17 protein-coding genes and 5 tRNA genes are annotated in these 22,316 nt (G+C 34.1%); 2 read left to right on the top strand and 20 right to left on the bottom strand.

All coding sequences use genetic code 11. The features are described 5' to 3' along the window. On the bottom strand, positions 1-3,474 hold a 3,474-nt coding region (locus V8G69_RS09255), incomplete at its 3' end, for an Ig-like domain-containing protein (RefSeq protein ID WP_394881542.1). 395 nt (positions 3,475-3,869) lie between these two features. Here V8G69_RS09255 and V8G69_RS09250 point away from each other — a divergent pair. Together V8G69_RS09250 and V8G69_RS09245 are read left to right on the top strand one after the other, a co-directional pair. After that, entirely contained in the window at positions 3,870-5,456 is a 1,587-nt protein-coding gene (locus tag V8G69_RS09250) for a peptide chain release factor 3 (RefSeq protein ID WP_394881541.1), read from the top strand. Between the two features lie 130 nt (positions 5,457-5,586). Further along, positions 5,587-5,823, top strand: coding sequence for a (4Fe-4S)-binding protein (locus tag V8G69_RS09245; RefSeq protein WP_394881540.1), 237 nt, complete (start codon positions 5,587-5,589; stop codon positions 5,821-5,823). 66 nt (positions 5,824-5,889) lie between these two features. Here V8G69_RS09245 and V8G69_RS09240 read toward each other — a convergent pair whose 3' ends face one another. The 19 genes from V8G69_RS09240 to V8G69_RS09150 form a co-directional block, all read right to left on the bottom strand. Continuing rightward, complete coding sequence (locus tag V8G69_RS09240) at positions 5,890-6,207, bottom strand: DUF3467 domain-containing protein (protein WP_394881539.1); 318 nt, start codon at positions 6,205-6,207, stop codon at positions 5,890-5,892. Between the two features lie 57 nt (positions 6,208-6,264). Then, positions 6,265-10,566 carry a DNA-directed RNA polymerase subunit beta' gene (rpoC, locus tag V8G69_RS09235; RefSeq protein ID WP_394881538.1) on the bottom strand — a complete coding sequence of 1,434 codons (4,302 nt, stop codon included), beginning with the start codon at positions 10,564-10,566 and terminating at the stop codon, positions 6,265-6,267. A 69-nt stretch (positions 10,567-10,635) separates the two neighbouring features. Then, the gene (gene rpoB / locus V8G69_RS09230) at positions 10,636-14,448 is read right to left on the bottom strand and encodes a DNA-directed RNA polymerase subunit beta (RefSeq protein ID WP_394881537.1); all 3,813 of its coding nucleotides are present in this window, start codon (positions 14,446-14,448) and stop codon (positions 10,636-10,638) included. 124 nt (positions 14,449-14,572) lie between these two features. Then, a complete protein-coding gene (rplL, locus tag V8G69_RS09225; RefSeq protein WP_394881536.1) occupies positions 14,573-14,950 on the bottom strand; it encodes a 50S ribosomal protein L7/L12 in 378 nt (125 codons plus the stop codon). Between the two features lie 70 nt (positions 14,951-15,020). Further along, positions 15,021-15,536, bottom strand: coding sequence for a 50S ribosomal protein L10 (gene rplJ / locus V8G69_RS09220; RefSeq protein ID WP_394881535.1), 516 nt, complete (start codon positions 15,534-15,536; stop codon positions 15,021-15,023). Positions 15,537-15,555: 19 nt separating this feature from the next. After that, the gene (rplA, locus tag V8G69_RS09215) at positions 15,556-16,245 is read right to left on the bottom strand and encodes a 50S ribosomal protein L1 (protein ID WP_394881534.1); all 690 of its coding nucleotides are present in this window, start codon (positions 16,243-16,245) and stop codon (positions 15,556-15,558) included. A 20-nt stretch (positions 16,246-16,265) separates the two neighbouring features. Further along, positions 16,266-16,703, bottom strand: coding sequence for a 50S ribosomal protein L11 (gene rplK, locus V8G69_RS09210; protein WP_394881533.1), 438 nt, complete (start codon positions 16,701-16,703; stop codon positions 16,266-16,268). Between the two features lie 73 nt (positions 16,704-16,776). Further along, the gene (nusG, locus tag V8G69_RS09205) at positions 16,777-17,331 is read right to left on the bottom strand and encodes a transcription termination/antitermination protein NusG (RefSeq protein WP_394881532.1); all 555 of its coding nucleotides are present in this window, start codon (positions 17,329-17,331) and stop codon (positions 16,777-16,779) included. 17 nt (positions 17,332-17,348) lie between these two features. Beyond that, the gene (gene secE, locus V8G69_RS09200) at positions 17,349-17,543 is read right to left on the bottom strand and encodes a preprotein translocase subunit SecE (protein WP_394881531.1); all 195 of its coding nucleotides are present in this window, start codon (positions 17,541-17,543) and stop codon (positions 17,349-17,351) included. Between the two features lie 117 nt (positions 17,544-17,660). Then, positions 17,661-17,734: transfer RNA gene (locus V8G69_RS09195), tRNA-Trp, on the bottom strand. 62 nt (positions 17,735-17,796) lie between these two features. After that, positions 17,797-18,984 (bottom strand): elongation factor Tu, encoded by a 1,188-nt coding sequence (gene tuf, locus V8G69_RS09190; RefSeq protein WP_394881530.1) that lies wholly within the window; start codon positions 18,982-18,984, stop codon positions 17,797-17,799. A gap of 62 nt (positions 18,985-19,046) precedes the next feature. Further along, a tRNA-Thr gene (locus V8G69_RS09185) sits at positions 19,047-19,118 on the bottom strand. An 11-nt stretch (positions 19,119-19,129) separates the two neighbouring features. Continuing rightward, positions 19,130-19,202 (bottom strand) — tRNA-Gly (locus tag V8G69_RS09180). 29 nt (positions 19,203-19,231) lie between these two features. Further along, positions 19,232-19,313: transfer RNA gene (locus V8G69_RS09175), tRNA-Tyr, on the bottom strand. A gap of 34 nt (positions 19,314-19,347) precedes the next feature. After that, a tRNA-Thr gene (locus V8G69_RS09170) sits at positions 19,348-19,421 on the bottom strand. A gap of 97 nt (positions 19,422-19,518) precedes the next feature. Then, complete coding sequence (hpf, locus tag V8G69_RS09165; RefSeq protein ID WP_394881529.1) at positions 19,519-19,824, bottom strand: ribosome hibernation-promoting factor, HPF/YfiA family; 306 nt, start codon at positions 19,822-19,824, stop codon at positions 19,519-19,521. Positions 19,825-19,860: 36 nt separating this feature from the next. Then, on the bottom strand, positions 19,861-20,748 hold the full coding sequence (locus tag V8G69_RS09160; protein WP_394881528.1) for a tyrosine-type recombinase/integrase: 888 nt from the start codon (positions 20,746-20,748) through the stop codon (positions 19,861-19,863). Positions 20,749-20,859: 111 nt separating this feature from the next. Next, on the bottom strand, positions 20,860-21,057 hold the full coding sequence (gene rpsU, locus V8G69_RS09155; protein WP_394881527.1) for a 30S ribosomal protein S21: 198 nt from the start codon (positions 21,055-21,057) through the stop codon (positions 20,860-20,862). A gap of 81 nt (positions 21,058-21,138) precedes the next feature. Continuing rightward, positions 21,139-22,305, bottom strand: coding sequence for an acyl-CoA dehydrogenase family protein (locus tag V8G69_RS09150; RefSeq protein ID WP_394881526.1), 1,167 nt, complete (start codon positions 22,303-22,305; stop codon positions 21,139-21,141). Positions 22,306-22,316 lie beyond the last annotated feature (11 nt).

The raw sequence follows: 22,316 nt of genomic DNA, 5'->3' as shown, positions 1-22,316 counted from the left end.
TGTTTCACAGACATCTCCGATGCCATCACTGTCACAGTCCTCTTGTCCTGGGTTGGATATCGCTGGACAGTTGTCAAAACAATCGGCTATCCCATCACTGTCTTGGTCAAACCCTTCATCTATGTTTCCGTCGCCATTGTTGTCCAGTCCATCACATTCTTCTGTATCACAATCGTCTGGAATACCATCTCCATCGGTATCTGTTTCACAGACATCTCCGATGCCATCACTGTCACAGTCCTCTTGTCCTGGGTTGGATATCGCTGGACAGTTGTCAATACAATCCACAATACCATCTGAGTCACTATCTAATGTATCATCAAAGCCAGGGCAAATATCACAATCATCAGGAACTCCATCCCCATCGGTATCCGTTTCACAGACATCGCCTATGCCATCATTGTCACAGTCCTCTTGTCCTGGATTGGATATTGATGGACAATTATCAATACAATCCCCAACACCATCACCATCAAGATCAGTACAATCAATAGCTATTTCCACAGTAGCTATACTACAATCCCCATTACTGTCGCATATCTGATATGTAAAACTGTCAGGACCACTGTAATTAACATTTGGTATATAATCTACTGTATCATCTGTTGGGTCGTTTGGTGTACCATTGTCATTGACTGTGGCCGTTCCATTTGCTGGTAGGGTCACAATGGTTATTGTCCCCGTACTTGGGCCATCTCCCCCAAAGTCATCATTGGCCAAAACATCTATGTTGGTACTAGAATTAAGCCCTATGCTAATATTATCATCTATTGCGTTTGGTTGGTCATTAACTGCATTCACCGTAATTGAAACCGTTGCCGTATCACAATCCCCATTGCTGTCACATATCTCATAGGTGAAACTGTCTAGGCCATTATAATTGGGGTCTGGGGTGTAATCTATCGTGTCGTCCGTTGGATCAGCGGGTGTGCCATTATCGTTCACTGTGGCCGTGCCATTACTTGCAGGGGTCACAATGGTTATTGTCCCCGTACTTGGGCCATCGCCTCCAAAGTCATCATTAACCAAAACATCTATGTTGGTGCTCGTGTCTTCATCTAAACTCACTGAATCGTCAACGGCATTTGGATTACAATTCAGACCATTTGGACCAGAACCATCAGCAGTTCTAGTATCAACAAATGCTCCATAGACTCTTGTTGTGTTATCAAACAATGTAGCATCTATTAAATCTCCTATCGTAATTCTTATCTCGTCAAACTCTTTTGTTGTTTGTATACCTACATTATAACGTCCGGAGGTTGTTCCAAAAATATCCAGAACAGCTGTCAGGTTGATTAAATTTCCTGCCGTACCACATTCTTGTAGTGTACCATCTAAATAAGTACAGATTTGTATGGTATTGAACAATTCAGCTTCAACAAGTGATTCCATATCCTGAATGGCAAACCCTGCAATACTACCAATAGGGAATGTGTCCATTGGATCTAAAACCGCAATAGTTCCGGCCGATATGACTCCTGCCGTTACCTGAACTTGAGCAAAATCTACTGCATCTGGCGTAATTACATTTTGAGCATCATCTACAGAACAGCCCACACAAACAGCCCCTTTTGTTCCTGTTTCAAAAGAATTGATGATAACAGGGAAACCAGAACTTCCTGTATTCAACCATAATGTTTGGTTACATTGTATGTCTCCCGGGCAGAGTTTTTCAACAACAGCTCTAAAAACGTCTGTTTTACCTAAATCAGCACTAACCAAATTAGAAAGAGTTAATTTAACCTGATCAAAAGAAAGTGACGACACAAAACCAACAATACGACGTCCACTACTTCCTGTTAACAAAGGGGTATCTGCGCCCAGTAAAGCCCCTACTCCAGTCTTGCTTTCTTGAAGCGTTCCGTCAAGATAGGTTGTGATAGTGATATTATCTAAAATATCTACATCTAAAATAGTTGTATTTTCAATCTCAAAGCCTGCAAATGTATTTGCCGGATACGTATCCAGTACATCTTCAACGGCTATTGAGCCAAAGGCTAAGACTCCGGCTGTAAGTTCTATGGTAGCAAAATCTGTATCTGAACTAGTGATAAGATTTTCGGTATTTGAAATGGTACATAATGCACATGCAACACCACCTATTTCAGTATTTTCAGAATTTACAATGACTGGAAAATCAGTATTATTAAATCCAGCGACCTCATTACATATTAAACTTGGTCCAGAACAGAAATTTTCAACCACTGCACCATACACCCTAGTCTCTCCAAGATTGACAGACAGTGTATTTGAAACTATAAATTGAATTTCATCAAAAGGTTGCGTAGAAACAAAACCAATAACCCGTCGCCCATCACCCGTTAGTAATGTAGTACTTACTGACAACAAGTTTCCTATTCCTGTTTGGGATTCTTGCAGGACACCATTTAAATATGTGTTAATTGTGATACCATCCAAGAAATCAACAGTTAAAAGATTGGCATTTGATATTTCAAAACCTGCAAAGGTTCCAGCAGCATTGGTATCTAAAACATTTTCTACTGAAATTGATCCTGTAGCACCTATTCCAAGGGTTAAATTTATTGAGGCATAATCGGTATTGTCAGATGTTAAGATATTATCAGAATTTGTAATCCCACATAACGCACATACTACCCCTCCTATTCCCGTTTGACTACCATTAATAACTGTTGGAAATTCAGGATTGCTAAGCGTCGTTTTTTCGTTACAGTTTAAAGAAGATCCAGCACAATACTTTTTAATAACAGGATAATACACCTGAGCAGAAAACAAAAGGCTTATTAAGGAATTATAACCAATGCGTATCTCATCAAAATCCTGAGAGGTTACAAATCCAAGTATTACATTACCTTCTGCATCAAGCAAACTAGTATCTACTCCAACCAAACTGGTTACAGCATTGTAAGTTTCTTTCAAATTTCCATCTAAATATGTACTTATAGTGACCTCGGCACCAATAGAGACTTGCAAAAGACCATTTGAGCTTACTTTATAACCAGCAAACGTGCCTGCTGGGTACACTTCATTATCAGTATCAGAAACGCTTAATTCAGCTTCGCATGCCAACCCAGTCATGCTAATTGAAGTAAAATTACTGATGTCTGAATCTACTAAATTTGATACTCCTGTTACACTTCCCAAACAAACAATAAGTTCTGGCACATCATCTGTTATAGTTGCAACAAGATTGTCGAAATTTAAATCATTAACCAAAGGCACCTTTTCATTGCAGGGTGCATTGGATGGATTAAATATATACTCTGTAGAAATATCCTTCCACCAATAAAAATTGCCATTAAACTCATCCAACCAATTGTTTTGCTTATCAATAAAATGAGGTGCAATTTCATTTACATAGTCAATGTCCTCAGAAACATTCCAATATATTGAAGGTGATTTATCTGCTTTTGTTGGTTGAAGGAGCCAAAAGTTTACAGCAACAAAAATTAATCCAATGCGGATAAATAGTAGGTTAGGTATTGATTTCATTGTAGGTTGTTTTAATTTAAATCATATTCTTTTTTTAAATAAAAAGTGTCTGAGACCGCCTCTCTGTAGATTTGTATGTATTTCTATATCATTTTATCTTAATATTATTCATTCAAATTACTAGAAAAGTCTTGTTAATTTTTGTTAAGCTAAACATTTTTTCAACATTTTCAAAATTTTTTGTAAGAAAATATTTTATAAAAAAGTTGAGGAGAAGTTTTTACTAAGACTATTATTGATTTCCATCAAATTTAAAATACCTTTGTTGATTTTCGGTCAATAGATCGCTTAGTTTTCATAAAACACTATTGAATGCAGGGAAGCAATACCTTTTGAAACCATCACATTTTTGAAATTATTAATACTATCTTTGCAACCGATTTGGAATAAAGATTATGAGTTTTATTAAAGAAATAAACAGAAGAAGAACCTTTGGGATAATATCACATCCTGATGCAGGTAAAACAACTTTAACCGAAAAACTGTTGCTTTTTGGTGGAGCTATTCAAGAAGCAGGTGCGGTAAAAAGCAATAAAATTAAAAAAGGTGCTACGAGTGACTTCATGGAAATTGAGCGCCAACGTGGAATTTCTGTGGCTACTTCTGTTTTGGCTTTTGAATATGAAGGAACAAAAATTAATATTTTAGACACACCTGGCCATAAAGATTTTGCTGAAGATACTTTTAGAACTCTTACTGCTGTTGACAGCGTTATTGTTGTGATTGACGTTGCCAAAGGTGTTGAAGAGCAAACCGAAAAGCTTGTAGAAGTTTGTAGAATGCGAAACATTCCTATGATTGTTTTCATTAATAAATTAGACAGAGAAGGAAAAGATGCTTTTGATTTACTGGATGAAGTTGAACAAAAGTTAGGCTTAAAAGTTGTACCATTAAGTTTTCCTATAGGAATGGGTTATGATTTTAAAGGAATTTATAATATCTGGGAAAAGAATATCAATCTTTTTAGTGGAGACAGCAGAAAAAACATTGAAGAAACTATAGAAATTTCTGATTTAGAATCTTCTGAACTTAATAAAATTGTTGGTGATAAGGCAGCTATTGCATTACGTGAAAATTTAGAATTGGTTGATGGAATTTATCCACAGTTTAACAAAGAAGACTATTTGGAAGGCCTTATACAACCAGTATTTTTTGGGTCTGCCTTAAATAATTTTGGTGTAAGGGAATTATTAGATTGCTTTGTTCAAATTGCGCCTCAACCCAGACCTAAACAAAGCGAGGAGCGTTTAGTAAAACCAGATGAAGATAAGTTTACAGGGTTTGTTTTTAAAATTCATGCTAATATGGATCCTAATCACCGTGACCGTTTAGCCTTTGTTAAAATTGTTTCGGGAGTATTTAAAAGAAATACACCTTACTTGCATGTTAGACAAGGAAAAAAATTAAAATTTTCAAGTCCTAACGCATTTTTTGCTGAGAAAAAAGAAATAGTAGACATCTCATATGCTGGTGATATTGTAGGATTGCACGATACAGGAAATTTTAAAATAGGAGACACTTTAACTGAAGGAGAACTTATTAATTATAAAGGTGTTCCAAGTTTTTCTCCAGAACATTTTAGGTATATAAATAATGCTGACCCATTAAAATCGAAGCAACTTTTTAAAGGTATAGACCAGCTAATGGATGAAGGTGTTGCCCAGTTATTCACCTTGGAGTTAAATGGAAGAAAAGTTATTGGTACTGTTGGAGCACTTCAATATGAAGTGATTCAATATCGTTTAGAGCATGAATATGGTGCTAAATGTACTTACGAAAACTTAAATGTTTATAAAGCTTGTTGGGTCGATCCTAAAGGTTCAAAAACTGATGAATACAAAGAATTTATTAGAGTTAAACAACGATATTTGGCAAAGGACAAACAAAATCAATTGGTGTTTTTAGCAGATTCAGCCTTTTCATTACAAATGACAGAACAAAAATATCCAAGTATAAAATTTCATTTTACCTCTGAATTTTAACCAGTTAACGAAAATATTTTTATGTTTTTGAAGTATTCTTAATATTTGTCTTTTAAAAATATTGATTTATTAATTTAAACTATTTATTTTACGATTTTAATAAATTCATAACCCCAAATTATGAACGCCTATGGATTCTTATACTAATGAATTCAGTAATGATGAAATTACTGTAACGTACGAGCCATGCATTTGTATTCATGCAGAAAAATGCGCTAAAGAATTATCAAGTGTTTTTAGAACATCAATTATTCCTTGGATAAATCTTGATAATGCTGAAACCAATACTGTTATTAATCAAATTAGAAAATGCCCTTCTGGAGCATTAAAATACAGAAATAACAACAACAATAAGAAGGCTAGTTAAATTTCTATTTAAAAGTGTTTTTAAAGAAAAAGCCCATTGAAATATTTCAATGGGCTTTTTAATGTTTTATGCTTGACCAGTTGGTCCAAAATTTAAAGGTATTGGAGGTTGTTCATAATCTTTAATTTCTCCATGAGCACTTTCAAATCTTGAAATATTTTCTCCTAAAGCTTTAAGTAAACGCTTAGCATGTTGCGGCGTTAAAATAATTCTAGCCTTCACTTTATTTTTAGGAACTCCAGGCATAATATTAACAAAGTCTACAACAAATTCTGAAACTGAATGATTAATAATTGCCAAATTTGAATAAGTTCCTTCAGCTACTGCTTCATCTAATTCGATGTTAATTTGTCCTGGTTTAGGTGCTTTATTATCTTCTGCCATGGTAATAGGTATTAGTTAAAAGAAAAGATTCCCAACAAAATTGGGAATCTTAACTATTTAATTATAATTTACTTCTTTTCTAGCTTGCATCATTTCATCAAACTCTTCTTTAGAACCAACTATAATGTTGCTATATCTACGCAAACCGGTTCCAGCTGGTATTCTATGTCCAACAATTACGTTTTCTTTTAGTCCTTCAAGATCATCTATCTTAGCTGCAACAGCTGCTTCGTTTAAAACTTTTGTAGTTTCTTGGAAAGATGCTGCTGAAATAAATGATTTTGTTTGAAGAGATGCTCTTGTAATACCTTGTAAAATAGGTGTTGCAGTTGCAGGTTGTGCATCTCTAGCTACTATAAGTTTCTTATCTTCTCTACGTAAAATAGAATTCTCATCTCTTAATTGGCGAGCTGTAATAATTTGTCCAGCTTTCATATTTACAGATTCTCCTGAATCTTCAATTACTTTTAAACCAAATATTTTATCGTTTTCTTCAATAAAATCTGATTTATGCACTAATTGATCTTCTAAGAAAAGTGTATCACCAGAATCAATGATTCTTACTTTACGCATCATTTGTCTTACAACAACTTCAAAATGCTTGTCGTTAATTTTCACACCTTGTAAACGATATACTTCTTGTACTTCATTTACTAAGTATTGTTGTACTGCAGAAGGTCCTTTAATATCTAAAATATCATCTGGAGTTACTGAACCATCAGAAAGTGGCATACCTGCTTTAACGTAATCATTTTCTTGAACAAGAATTTGACTAGATAATTTAACCAAGTATCTCTTAACTTCACCCAATTTAGATTCTACAACTATTTCACGGTTACCTCTTTTAATTTTACCAAATGAGATAACACCATCAATTTCACTAACAACAGCTGGATTAGAAGGATTACGTGCTTCAAACAATTCTGTTACACGTGGTAAACCTCCTGTAATATCTCCAGATTTTGCTGACTTACGAGGAATCTTAACTAAAACTTTACCAACTTTAATTTTCTCTCCATCATCAATCATTAAATGTGCTCCAACTGGTAAGTTATAAGAACGTAAAACATTTCCTTTACCATCTTCTACATGAAGAGTTGGTATTAATCGTTTATTTCTTGCTTCAGATATTACTTTTTCTTGAAAACCTGTTTGCTCATCAATTTCAACTTGATAAGTCATACCTTGTTCAATATTTTCATACTTAATTTGACCAGCAAATTCAGATATAATTACACCGTTATATGGATCCCATGAACATACAACATCACCTTTACTTAATTCATTACCATTTTTAACAAATACGGTTGAACCATAAGGAATATTATTTGTACTTAAGGTAATTCCAGTCTTTTTATCAATAAGTTTCAATTCAGATGTACGAGAAATTACAATATCTATTGCATTTCCTTCACTATCTTCACCCTTAACAGTTTTAAGGTCTTCAATTTCTGCTACACCATTAAATTTAACTACCAATTTGTTTTCTTCTGAAATGTTACCAGCAATACCACCTACGTGGAACGTACGAAGTGTTAACTGTGTACCTGGCTCTCCAATAGATTGCGCGGCAACAACACCAACAGCTTCTCCACGTTGAACCATTTTTCCAGTAGCTAAATTACGACCGTAACATTTAGCACAAATTCCTTTTGTAGCTTCACAAGTTAATGCTGAACGTACTTCTAAACTTTCAATTGGAGATTCTTGAATTGCTTTAGCAATATCATCTTCAATTAATTGGCCAGAAGCAACTAATAACTCTTCTGTAAGTGGGTTGTAAACATCATTTAATGCTACACGACCAACGATTCTTTCTTCAAGAGTTTCTACAACTTCATCATTTTTCTTTAATGCCTCTACTTCAACACCTCTTAAAGTTCCACAATCTTCAGTGTTAATAATAACATCTTGTGAAACGTCAACCAAACGACGCGTTAAATAACCTGCATCGGCAGTTTTTAATGCTGTATCGGCAAGACCTTTACGAGCACCGTGAGTTGAAATAAAATATTCTAAAATTGAAAGTCCTTCCTTAAAGTTAGAAAGAATTGGGTTTTCAATAATCTCACCACCACCTGCATTGGATTTTTTAGGTTTCGCCATCAATCCACGCATACCTGTAAGCTGACGAATCTGTTCTTTAGATCCACGAGCTCCAGAATCAAGCATCATATACACAGAGTTAAATCCTTGTTGGTCTTCACGAATACGTTTCATAGACAACTCGGTTAATGCTGCGTTTGTAGAAGTCCATATATCAATAACTTGGTTATAACGTTCGTTGTTAGTTATAAGACCCATGTTATAGTTAGCCATAATTCCATCTACTTGCTTGTTAGCAGCAGCAATCATATCTACTTTTTCTGGTGGAATAATAATATCACCTAAACTGAATGATAATCCACCTTGGAACGCAAACTTAAATCCTAATGTTCTAATTTCATCAAGGAATTCTGCTGTTTCAGGAACTGACGTGTATTTTAAGATGTTACCAATAATGTCCCTAAGAGATTTTTTGGTAAGTACTTCATTAATATATCCAGCTGCTTGAGGAACTTTTTCATTAAATAAAACACGTCCAACAGTTGTACTAATAATAGTTGGAGCAAGTTTTCCATCTGCATTAATATCTAAAGTTCTAACTTTTATAGATGCATTTAAATCAACTTTCTTTTCATTAAAAGCTATCTCTACTTCTTCTGGTGCATAGAAAGTTAACCCTTCTCCTTTAACTGGTGCCTCTGGTGTAGACTTTCGTTCTTTGGTCATATAATATAACCCAAGTACCATGTCTTGAGAAGGTACCGTTACTGGAGAACCATTGGCAGGGTTTAAGATATTATGAGATGCCAACATTAATAGTTGACATTCTAAAATAGCTTCTGGCCCTAATGGTAAATGAACCGCCATCTGGTCACCATCAAAATCCGCATTAAACGCTGTACAAACTAATGGATGTAACTGAATAGCTTTACCTTCAATAAGTTTAGGCTGGAACGCCTGAATACCTAATCTGTGTAATGTAGGAGCACGGTTTAGCAATACTGGATGTCCTTTAAGAACATTTTCCAAAATATCCCAAACAACTGGCTCTCTTTTATCTATAATCTTTTTAGCAGATTTTACAGTTTTTACAATACCTCTTTCAATTAATTTTCTAATTACAAAAGGCTTGTAAAGTTCTGCAGCCATGTTTTTTGGCAATCCGCATTCAAATAATTTTAATTCTGGTCCAACAACAATTACAGAACGTGCAGAATAATCAACACGTTTTCCAAGTAAGTTTTGACGGAAACGACCTTGCTTTCCTTTTAATGAATCAGAAAGTGATTTTAATGGTCTGTTTGAATCTGTTTTTACAGCAGACGATTTACGTGTGTTGTCAAATAATGAATCTACAGATTCTTGAAGCATACGCTTTTCGTTACGTAAAATTACTTCAGGAGCTTTAATCTCAACCAATCTTTTAAGACGGTTGTTACGAATAATTACTCTTCTGTATAAATCATTTAAATCTGATGTAGCAAAACGACCACCATCTAACGGCACTAAAGGACGTAATTCTGGCGGAATGATTGGAATTACCTTCATAATCATCCACTCTGGTCTGTTTTCTCTATTTTGATTAGATTCACGTAAAGACTCAACAACTTGTAAACGTTTTAACGCTTCTGTTTTACGTTGTTTAGAAGTTTCTGTGTTCGCTTTATGACGTAATTCATAAGACAAAGCTTCTAAATCAATTCTTGATAATAACTCAATTAAACATTCAGCTCCCATTTTAGCAAGGAACTTGTTAGGGTCATGATCATCTAAATATTGGTTTTCTTGCGGAAGTGTTTCAAGAATATTCAAATATTCTTCTTCAGTTAAGAAATCCATTTGTTGTAAAGGCTCTCCATCAACATTTTTTGCGTTACCTGGTTGAATTACTACATAACGTTCGTAGTAAATAATCATATCTAATTTCTTAGATGGTAACCCTAATAAATAGCCTATTTTATTTGGTAAAGAACGGAAATACCAAATGTGAGCAATTGGCACAACTAAATTGATGTGTCCTACTCTATCACGACGTACTTTCTTTTCTGTTACTTCAACACCACAACGGTCACAAACAATACCTTTGTAGCGAATTCTTTTATATTTTCCACAAGCACATTCGTAGTCTTTAACAGGACCGAAAATACGCTCACAGAACAAACCATCTCTCTCTGGTTTGTGAGTTCGATAATTGATAGTTTCTGGCTTTAAAACTTCACCTTTAGACTCTGCTAAAATAGATTCTGGTGATGCTAAACCAATTGAGATTTTATTAAATCTCTGTACTGTATTCTTATCTTGTTTTCTTGCCATAATATATGGTGATATCGAATTATTTGTAAACTTTTAGCACATCACTTAAAAAAAGTGATGTGCAATATATTATTCCTCTAGTCTTATGTCTAATCCAAGACCTTTCAATTCGTGCATTAACACATTGAAAGATTCTGGTAGTCCAGGTTCTGGCATTGGCTCTCCTTTAACAATGGCTTCATACGTTTTAGCTCTACCAATAACATCATCAGATTTTACAGTTAAGATTTCACGTAATGTAGCAGAAGCACCATAAGCTTCAAGTGCCCAAACCTCCATCTCACCAAAACGTTGACCTCCAAATTGTGCTTTACCACCTAAAGGTTGTTGAGTAATTAATGAGTAAGGTCCTATAGAACGAGCGTGCATTTTATCATCAACCATATGTCCTAATTTCAACATATAGATAACTCCAACGGTTGCCGGTTGGTCAAAACGTTCACCAGTTCCTCCATCATATAAGTATGTATGGCCAAATCTTGGAATTCCAGCTTCATCTGTCAACTCATTAATTTGATCTAAAGTAGCACCATCAAAAATAGGTGTTGCAAATGTGCGACCTAATTTTTGTCCAGCCCAACCAAGTACAGTTTCATATATCTGTCCAATATTCATACGCGATGGTACTCCAAGTGGATTTAATACAATATCAACTGGTGTTCCATCTTCTAAGAATGGCATATCTTCATGACGAACAATACGAGCTACGATACCTTTGTTACCGTGACGACCCGCCATTTTATCACCAACTTTTAACTTACGTTTTTTCGCAATGTATACTTTAGCTAATTTGATAATACCTGCAGGTAATTCATCTCCAACAGAAATTGTAAACTTCTCACGTCTTAAAGATCCTTGTAAATCGTTTTCTTTAATTTTATAGTTATGGATTAAATCAGCAACTAAATCATTTGTATGATCATCTGTTGTCCATTTTCCAGAAACTAAATGTGCATAATCATCAACAGCATTTAACATTTTAAGAGTGAATTTTTTACCTTTTGGCAATACTTCTTCTCCTAAATCATTATAAATACCTTGAGCAGTTTTTCCGTTTACAATGTTGAATAATTTGTCAATTAAAACAGTTTTTAAATCTTCAAACTTAGCATCGTAAATAGCTTCAAGATGTACAATATCATCTTTATCTTGAGCTCTTTTACGCTTATCTTTAACGGCACGAGCAAATAATTTTTTATCAATTACTACACCATTTAATGATGGAGAAGCTTTTAAAGAAGCATCTTTTACATCACCAGCTTTATCACCAAAGATAGCACGTAGTAATTTTTCTTCTGGAGTTGGATCACTTTCTCCTTTAGGAGTAATTTTACCAATAAGAATATCACCAGGTTTTACTTCGGCACCGATTCGAATCATACCATTTTCATCCAAATCTTTAGTTGCTTCTTCAGAAACATTTGGAATATCGTTGGTTAATTCTTCATTACCTAATTTAGTATCACGTACTTCAAGTGCATATTCATCAATATGAATAGATGTAAAGATATCTTCACGAACTACTTTTTCAGAAATTACAATTGCATCCTCAAAGTTATAACCTTTCCATGGCATAAAAGCTACTTTCATGTTTCTACCTAATGCTAACTCACCTTTTTGAGTAGCATAGCCTTCACATAAAACTTGGCCCTTAGTTACTTTATCTCCTTTAACCACAATTGGTTTTAAGTTGATACTTGTTCCTTGGTTAGTTTTTCTGAATTTCACAAGTGGATACGTTTTAACATCGCTATCAAAACTCACTTTTGCTTCGTCTTCAGTACGGTTATATTTAATAACAATCTCTGTAGAATCTACATATTGAACAACACCATCTCCTTCTGCATTAATAAGTACACGAGAATCTGAAGCAACTTGACGCTCTAATCCAGTTCCAACAATTGGAGCTTGTGGCAACAATAAAGGTACAGCTTGACGCATCATGTTTGATCCCATCAACGCACGGTTTGCATCATCATGTTCTAAGAACGGAATTAATGAAGCCGAGATAGATGAAATCTGGTTTGGTGCAACGTCTGTAAAATGAATAGAAGTAGGTTCAATTACTGGAAAATCTCCTTCCATTCTTGCAATTACCTTTTCATGTAAAATTTTACCTTCATCATCAACCTTTACAGTTGCTTGAGCTATCAACTTACCTTCTTCTTCTTCAGCACTTAAATAAATTGGTTCATTTTTTATATCAACTACACCATTATCAACAGGACGATAAGGAGTTTCAATGAATCCCATTGAATTAACCTTAGCATATACTGAAAGTGAAGAAATCAAACCAATGTTTGGTCCTTCTGGTGTTTCAATTGGACATAAACGACCATAGTGTGTATAGTGAACGTCACGAACCTCGAAACCTGCTCTTTCACGAGATAAACCTCCTGGTCCTAGTGCTGATAAACGACGTTTGTGAGTTATCTCTGCTAATGGATTTGTTTGATCCATAAACTGAGATAATTGGTTTGTTCCAAAGAATGAATTAATTACTGAAGACAAGGTCTTAGCATTAATTAAATCTATAGGAGTAAACACTTCATTATCACGTACGTTCATACGCTCACGAATAGTACGCGCCATACGAGCTAAACCTACACCAAATTGTTGAGATAATTGCTCACCAACTGTACGTACACGACGGTTTGATAAGTGGTCAATATCATCAATCTCAGCTTTTGAATTGATAAGCTCGATTAAATATTTAATAATGGTGATGATATCTTCTTTAGTAAGCACTTGCTTATCCATACCAATATCAAGACCTAACTTTTTGTTCATTCTGTAACGACCTACTTCACCTAATGAGTAACGTTGGTCACTAAAAAATAATTTATCTATAATACCACGTGCTGTTTCCTCATCTGGTGGTTCAGCATTACGTAGTTGTCTGTATATATGTTCAACAGCCTCTTTTTCAGAGTTTGTTGGATCTTTTTGCAATGTATTATGAATGATGGCATAATCACCTTGTTGTGCACTTTCTTTGTGTAAAAGAATAGTTTGAACATCTGCTTCAATAATTTCTTCTACATTATCTTTATCAAGAATGGTGTCACGATCGAGTACGATTTCATTACGCTCAATAGATACTACTTCTCCAGTATCTTCATCAACAAAATCTTCATGCCAAGTATTAAGAACACGTGCAGCAAGCTTGCGTCCTAATACTTTCTTTAATCCAGATTTTGATACTTTTACTTCTTCAGCAAGATCAAAAATTTCTAAAATATCTTTATCACGTTCAAAACCTATAGCTCTGAACAATGTTGTAACAGGTAATTTTTTCTTTCTATCAATGTAAGCATACATTACCTGATTAATGTCTGTAGCAAATTCAATCCAAGAACCTTTAAATGGAATTACCCTAGCAGAATATAATTTTGTTCCGTTAGCGTGGAATGATTGCCCAAAGAACACCCCTGGTGAACGATGTAATTGCGATACAACCACACGCTCAGCACCATTGATAACAAAAGTACCACTTGGTGTCATATAAGGAATGGTTCCTAAATACACATCCTGTACAATGGTTTCAAAATCCTCATGCTCAGGATCTGTACAATACAATTTTAACCTAGCCTTTAGCGGAACGCTATATGTTAGACCTCTTTCAATACACTCATCAATAGCATATCGTGGTGGATCTACAAAGTAATCTAAAAATTCTAATACGAATTGATTACGAGAATCTGTAATAGGAAAGTTCTCCATAAAGGTATTATAAAGACCTTCATCTCCTCTTTCTTCAGATTTTGTTTCTAATTGGAAAAAATCCTGGAAGGATTTAATCTGAATATCCAAGAAATCTGGATATTCTGTTCTATTTACAATAGATGAGAAATTTAATCTTTCAGCTTGTGTTGATAACATCAATGGACGGAATTATGATTAAAAAATAATAGTTAAAGCGTATCTAATGATTATATACGCAAAATGGTTTAGGTCTTGAAGTTAACCTTCAGACCTAAACCTTTGTATTGTTTGGTTGTTAAGCTTACTTAAGCTCAACCTCAGCTCCAGCTTCTTCTAAAGATGATTTTAATCCTTCAGCTTCGTCTTTAGAAACTGCTTCTTTAATTGGGCTTGGTGCATTATCTACTAATTCTTTAGCTTCTTTTAAACCTAAACCAGTTAATTCTTTAACTAATTTAACTACAGCTAATTTAGAAGCACCAGCTGCTTTTAATATTACTGTAAATTCAGTTTGAGCTTCAGCAGCATCATCACCACCTGCAGCAGGACCAGCAGCAACAGCTACAGCTGCAGCAGCAGGCTCAATACCATACTGTTCTTTTAAAATAGTAGCTAACTCGTTTACTTCTTTTACTGTTAAGTTAACTAATTGTTCTGCGAAATCTTTTAAATCTGCCATTTTTCTATCGTTTTAATAAATTTTTAATTTTAATATAATTGTAATATAGTGCGTACTAATTAATGTTATCTTATTTTTCAGATAACGTTTTTAAGATACCTGCCAGTTTACCACCACCTGATTTAAGTGCTGATACAACGTTTTTAGCTGGAGACTGTAGTAAACCTATAATCTCTCCTATCATCTCTTCTTTTGATTTGATATCTACTAAGGCATCTAATTGCTCATCACCAATATAAATTGCTTCTGCTATGAAAGCACCTTTTAATAAAGGTCTATCAGATTTTTTACGAAACGCTTTTATAATTTTGGCTGGAGCATTACCAGTTTCAGAATACATTACTGAAGTGTTACCTTTTAAAACTGATGGTAAATCTCCAAAATCCTTATCTGAAGCTTCCATTGCTTTTTCAAGTAATGTATTTTTTACTACCGCTAATTTTACGTTTGCTTTAAAACAAGCATGACGTAAACTTGAAGTGCTACCTGCGTTTAATCCTGAAATATCTGCTAAATAAATATTAGCATTATCAGCTAATTGTAAAGTTAACTCTTCAATTACTTGTGATTTTTCTTCTCTTGTCATAATAAAAGTTTTTAACTAATTAACTAACTTTAGGATCAACAGCAACACTAGGACTCATTGTACTAGATATGTGAATACTTTTCACATAAGTACCTTTAGCTGCAGTTGGCTTTAATTTAATTAATGTATGAATTAGTTCATTTGCATTTCCTGCAAGTTTATCTGCGGTGAATGATGCTTTTCCAATTGGAGCATGTACAATACCAGTTTTATCAACTTTAAAGTCAATTTTACCAGCTTTTACTTCTGCTACTGCTTTTGCAACATCCATAGTAACTGTACCTGTTTTTGGGTTTGGCATTAAACCACGAGGACCTAATATACGTCCTAATGGACCTAATTTACCCATAACACTTGGCATAGTGATAATAACATCAACATCTGTCCAACCATTCTTAATTTTATCAAGATAGTCATCTAAACCTACATAATCAGCACCAGCTTCTTTTGCTTCTGCTTCTTTATCAGGAGTTACTAATGCTAAAACTTTCATGTCTTTACCAGTACCGTGAGGTAATGATACTACACCTCTTACCATTTGATTCGCTTTTCTAGGATCAACTCCTAATTTAACTGCGATATCAACAGATGCATCAAATTTTGTAAAGGTTATATTTTTAACCAATTCTGATGCTTCGTTAATAGAATAAAGTCTTCCTTTTTCTATTTTTGCTAAAGCTTCTTTTTGCTTTTTTGTTAATCTTGCCATTTCTTAATGTCTTTAATAGATTAATTTGGAGCGGTTCCGGTTACGGTAATTCCCATAGACCTTGCGGTACCAGCAATCATTCTCATAGCAGATTCAATAGTAAATGCGTTTAAATCTACCATTTTGTCTTCTGCTATAGTTTTAATTTGGTCCCATGAAACTTTAGCTACTTTTTTTCTGTTTGGTTCTCCTGAACCCTTTTTTAACTTGGCCGCTTCTAATAATTGTACTGCAGCTGGAGGAGTTTTAATGACGAAGTCGAATGACTTGTCTTTGTAAACAGTGATAACAACAGGTAATACTTTACCTGGCTTATCTTGTGTTCTAGCATTAAACTGCTTACAAAACTCCATGATATTAACTCCAGCAGCACCTAAAGCGGGTCCAACCGGTGGCGACGGATTCGCAGCACCTCCCTTAACTTGTAGTTTAACTACTTTACCAATTTCTTTTGCCATTTTTAAAAATTTAATTTGATACGCTTCTTAAATTGAAGCTGAAAAGCGCATCTATATATACTTGTAACAATTATTAAACTTTTTCAACTTGCATATAACTTAATTCTAATGGTGTTTTTCTTCCAAAGATTTTAACCATTACTTCGAGTTTACGCTTTTCTTCATTTATCTTTTCAATAGTTCCATCAAATCCATTAAATGGACCATCAATAACTTTTACTGTTTCGCCTTTTGTGAAAGGTATTGACACATTTGCATCTGCATCAACTGTCAATTCATCAACCTTACCTAACATTCTGTTTACTTCAGATTGTCTTAACGGCACAGGATCTCCTCCTTTAGTTTCACCCAAAAATCCAATAACATTTGTTACAGATCTTATAATATGAGGAACTTCTCCTGTTAAGTTGGCTTGAATCATTATATATCCTGGAAAGAAAACTTTTTCTTTATTTATTTTTTTTCCATTACGGATTTGAATAACTCTTTCTGTTGGAACTAATACTTGATCAACATAATCTTGAAGACCTAAACGAGCAATTTCATTTTCGATATAGGACTTTATTTTATTTTCTTGACCGCTAACCGCTCTAACTACATACCATTTTTTTCCACCTACTTCAGACATAGAATTTAATTTTACTGTTAATTAATTAATTGAAAGTAAAATGCTATCACCTTGCTAAAAACGGTATCAACGCCCCAAATTGCTAAAGAAAACACAATAGAAAATACAGCAACTAAAACAGTTAAACTTTGAGCTTCAGCCCTTGGCGTCCAACTTACATTATTTTTAAGTTCTCCAAATGATTCTTTGATATAATTTACAATTCCAGCCATTTATATTTTTCTTTATTTTTAACGGATTAAAATTTTATTGTTTTTAATAAAATCCTTGTCTCGTATTTATCTTTTTTGAAATTTATAATTCAAAAAAAGAAGTTTAAAATTTCCAAGCACGGGTTGAGAGACTCGAACTCCCGACACCTGGTTTTGGAGACCAGTGCTCTACCAAACTGAGCTAAACCCGTAAACATAAGTGAAGGCATTCCATAAAAACGGAATACCTTAACTTATTATTTATTATACTGTATTAGTCTAAAATCTCAGTAACCTGACCAGCACCAACTGTTCTACCACCTTCACGGATTGCAAAACGTAAACCTAAGTTCATTGCTATTGGTTGAATTAACTCAACATGAATAGTTAAGTTATCACCAGGCATAACCATCTCTACACCAGCTGGTAAAGAAATTGTACCAGTTACATCCGTTGTACGAACGTAGAACTGTGGACGATAGTTATTGTGGAATGGAGTGTGACGTCCACCTTCTTCTTTTTTCAAGATATAAACCTCAGCTTTAAATTTAGCGTGTGGAGTTACAGAACCTTTTTTACAGATAACCATACCTCTAGATATTTGAGATTTTTCAATACCTCTTAATAAGATACCAACGTTATCTCCAGCTTCTCCTCTATCTAATATTTTACGGAACATTTCAACTCCAGTAATAGTAGAACTTAATTTTTCAGCACCCATACCAATAATATCTACAACATCACCAGTATTAGCAATACCTGTTTCAATACGACCTGTAGCAACAGTACCACGACCAGTAATAGAGAATACATCTTCAATAGGCATTAAAAAAGGCTTATCAACATCACGAGCAGGTAATTCAATCCAGCTATCAACAGCATCCATTAATTCCATAACTGTGTCAACCCATTTTTGCTCACCATTTAAAGCACCTAAAGCAGAACCTTGAATTACAGGACCATTATCACCATCATATTCATAGAAAGATAATAAATCTCTAACCTCCATATCAACAAGTTCTAATAACTCCTCATCGTCAACCATGTCAACTTTGTTTAAGAAAACAACCATACGAGGAATACCAACTTGGCGACCTAATAAGATGTGTTCACGAGTTTGCGGCATAGGACCATCGGTAGCAGCAACCACTAAAATAGCACCATCCATTTGAGCAGCACCAGTTACCATGTTCTTAACGTAATCCGCGTGACCTGGACAGTCAACGTGTGCGTAGTGACGATTTGCAGTTGAATACTCTACGTGAGATGTATTAATAGTAATACCTCTTTCTTTTTCTTCTGGAGCATTATCGATTGAATCGAAACTTCTCAGTTCAGACAATCCTGCTTTAGCTAAAACAGTTGTAATAGCAGCAGTTAAAGTTGTTTTACCGTGATCTACGTGTCCAATTGTACCTATATTTAAATGTGGTTTTGAACGATCAAAATTTGCCTTTGCCATGTTTAATTTATTTAATCTTAGTTATATAATAATATTAGTGTCTATTTTTTAAACTTTGATAGAGCCAATGACGGGAATTGAACCCGTGACCTCTTCCTTACCAAGGAAACGCTCTACCCCTGAGCTACACCGGCTTTAAAAAAAGAGCGGGAGACCGGGTTCGAACCGGCGACATTCAGCTTGGAAGGCTGACGCTCTACCAACTGAGCTACTCCCGCAATTATTTCAAAATCCTATGTTTAAAATGTGGGGAGAGCAGGATTCGAACCTGCGAAGGTGAAACCAACAGATTTACAGTCTGTCCTCGTTGGCCGCTTGAGTATCTCCCCAATTAAAAACTATTCACTCTATTTAAAGAACTTGAGCCGATAGAGGGACTCGAACCCACGACCTGCTGATTACAAATCAGCTGCTCTAGCCAGCTGAGCTACATCGGCTTTTTCTGCCTTTTTTTCACAAAAAAAAGCCCGCTATTTCTAACGGACTGCAAATGTATAGAATTATTTTTTTAATCAAAACATTTTTCAATAAATTTTATTGTAAATGTTCCCTTAATTTTTCTTTTCTCTTTTTTAACTGTCTTTCTAAAGAAGCCGCAGCCATATCTGCTCCTTCTTCAAATGTTTTGCATTGCTTTTTCACAACAAAGCTATCACCTGGAACACTCACTCTGGCTTCAAATATTTTGTTTTCTTTATCACTGGTGTTTTCAACTTTTAAATAAACATCGGAAGAAATGACTTTATCATAAAATAAATCCAACTTATCCATACGCTTTTGAATAAAATCTATCAGCTTTTTATCTGCAGTAAAATTGACTGATTGCGTGTTAACTTTCATACTTTTTATATTTAGGTTAGACAATAACTTATACTGCTATTTTTTACTTCTTGGGTGTGAGTTTATATGCACCTTTTTTAACTCAGCAATACTATTATGAGTATAAACTTGTGTGGCAGCTAAACTGGAATGTCCTAAAAGTTCTTTAACAGCATTTAAATCGGCACCTTGATTTAGTAAATGTGTCGCAAAAGAATGCCGTAATATATGTGGGCTCTTTTTTAACTTAGTAGATGCAATACTAAAATACTCATTTATTATTCTGTAAACAAGTGTTTCATATATTTTAACTCCTTTTTTTGTTAAAAATAAGTTATTAATATCGACACATTTTAATTGACTTCTGACCTTTAGATACTTAACCATCGTGTCTAATACCGGCTTTATTAAAGGAACGATTCGTTCTTTATTTCTCTTTCCTAATACTTTTAACGTTTTAGTATCAAAATCAATACTAGAAAGTTTTAATTCCACTAATTCTATGCGCCTAATTCCTGTTGAATAAAAAAGTTCAATTATCAATTTGTTTCTTATCCCTTCAAAATCATCTTCAAAATGCAATTCATCTAGCACCATATTTATTTCAGTTTCTGAAAAAGGCACTTGAATTTTTTTACTTGTTTTTAAAGCTTTATGTTTTGCTAATGGGTTTTTATCAGTTTCACCGATTTTTAGAAGAAACTTAAAGTATGTATTTAACGAAGATATTTTTCTGTTTATGCTTCTATTTGAAATATTACTTTCAACTAAGGAAACTATCCAATTTCTTATTTGAGGATAATTAACCGATTTAACGTCTTCAGAATCGTATTCTGCCTTAATAAATTGTTCAAAATTCATTAAATCATTTTGGTAAGCAATAACTGTTAATTTAGAATAGTTTTTTTCTAACAATAAATAATCTGTAAAGGCTTTGAATGACATGTTTCTAATTAAGGCTTCTGCTAAATGTACAAAGTTTTATTTGTATTTAAGTTTTGGGCAAAAAAAATTCCCACATAAAGTGGGAATTAAATTATATGAGATTAAAAACAATTAAATATTGTCTTCCGCATCTCTTAAACCTTGAATATATTGAGCTTTTTGTACTTGAGCTCTACGTTCTACTGAAGGCTTTGTAAATTGTTTACGTGTTTGTAACTGACGTTTAATGCCTGTTTTATCGAACTTTCTTTTAAAACGCTTTAGCGCTCTATCTATATTTTCTCCTTCTTTTATTGGTATTATTAACATAGTGTCTTAACCTCCTCTCTTTTAAATTTCGGTTTGCAAATATATAAACTAATTGATAATTAACAATTAATATTTAAAAAATTATGTTACGGGCTTGTATTCTTTTTTATCAATAATAATTCTAGCCAATATTTCTCTTAGTATTTCTGAGGTTCCTCCGCCTATTGGCCCTAACCTACTATCTCTTAAAAGTCGTGCCATTGGATAATTTTCCATGTATCCATAACCGCCCATAAATTGAAGACATTGATAGATAACCTCATCAGCCATTTTAGTTGATTTTAGTTTAGACATGGAAGCTTCTTTAACCATATATTCATTATTATTCAACCTGTAAGCAACAGAGTAATTAAACTCTTTGCATATTTCCATCTCTGTATATAAATCGGCAATACTATGACGTAAGGCTTGAAATTTATCAATGGTTCTTCCAAAAGCTTCTCTATGCGACATATATTCTAACACATATTCTAAAGCATATTCTGCTCTGGCATGTGCATTAATCCCCATAATTAATCTTTCTAAAGCAAAATGCTGCATGATATAACCAAAGCCAGCATTTTCCTTTCCTAAAAGTTTGGTAGCTGGAATTTTAACATTGTCGAACGCTATTTCCCCTGTATCTGAAGCATTCCAACCTAACTTATCTAGTTTGGTAGCCGACAAACCTTTTGAATCTCTATCAACTACAAAAATGCTTATTCCTTTATTTCCCAATTCAGGATTTGTTTTTGCCGCAACTACTAAATAATCACTATAAACTCCGTTTGTAATAAATGTTTTTGAACCATTAATAATATAATGATCACCATCTTTTACAGCAGTAGTTCGCATACCTGCAACATCACTTCCACCAAACGGTTCTGAAATACATAAACAGCCTATTTTATCACCGGAAATACTTGGCACTAAATACTGTTGTTTTATCTCATGACTGCCTTCTTTATTTAAATGTGTCATTGCTAAATACATGTGTGCCCATATGGCCGCAGCAAAACCACCAGAGTTAATTTTTTGAAGTTCCTCTAACAGAATAACTGCATAAAAAAGATCTAGGTTTAACCCTCCGTAGGCTTCAGGATAAGAAATTCCGAAAAAGCCCATGTCTCCGAATTTCTTCCAAATAAATCTTTCAATGGTTCCGGATTTTTCCCACTTATCAATGTGCGGAACTACTTCTTTTTTTAAAAAATCTTGAATACTCTCTCTAAAAAGCTTATGTTCTTCTGTGAAGTACATACTATTCATACACGCTATTT

It is taken from the genome of Gaetbulibacter sp. M235 (assembly GCF_043876835.1).
Classification (GTDB): Bacteria; Bacteroidota; Bacteroidia; order Flavobacteriales; family Flavobacteriaceae; genus Yeosuana.
Note: the sequence above shows the minus strand (reverse complement) of the source record. Positions and strands in the feature narration are given on the sequence as shown.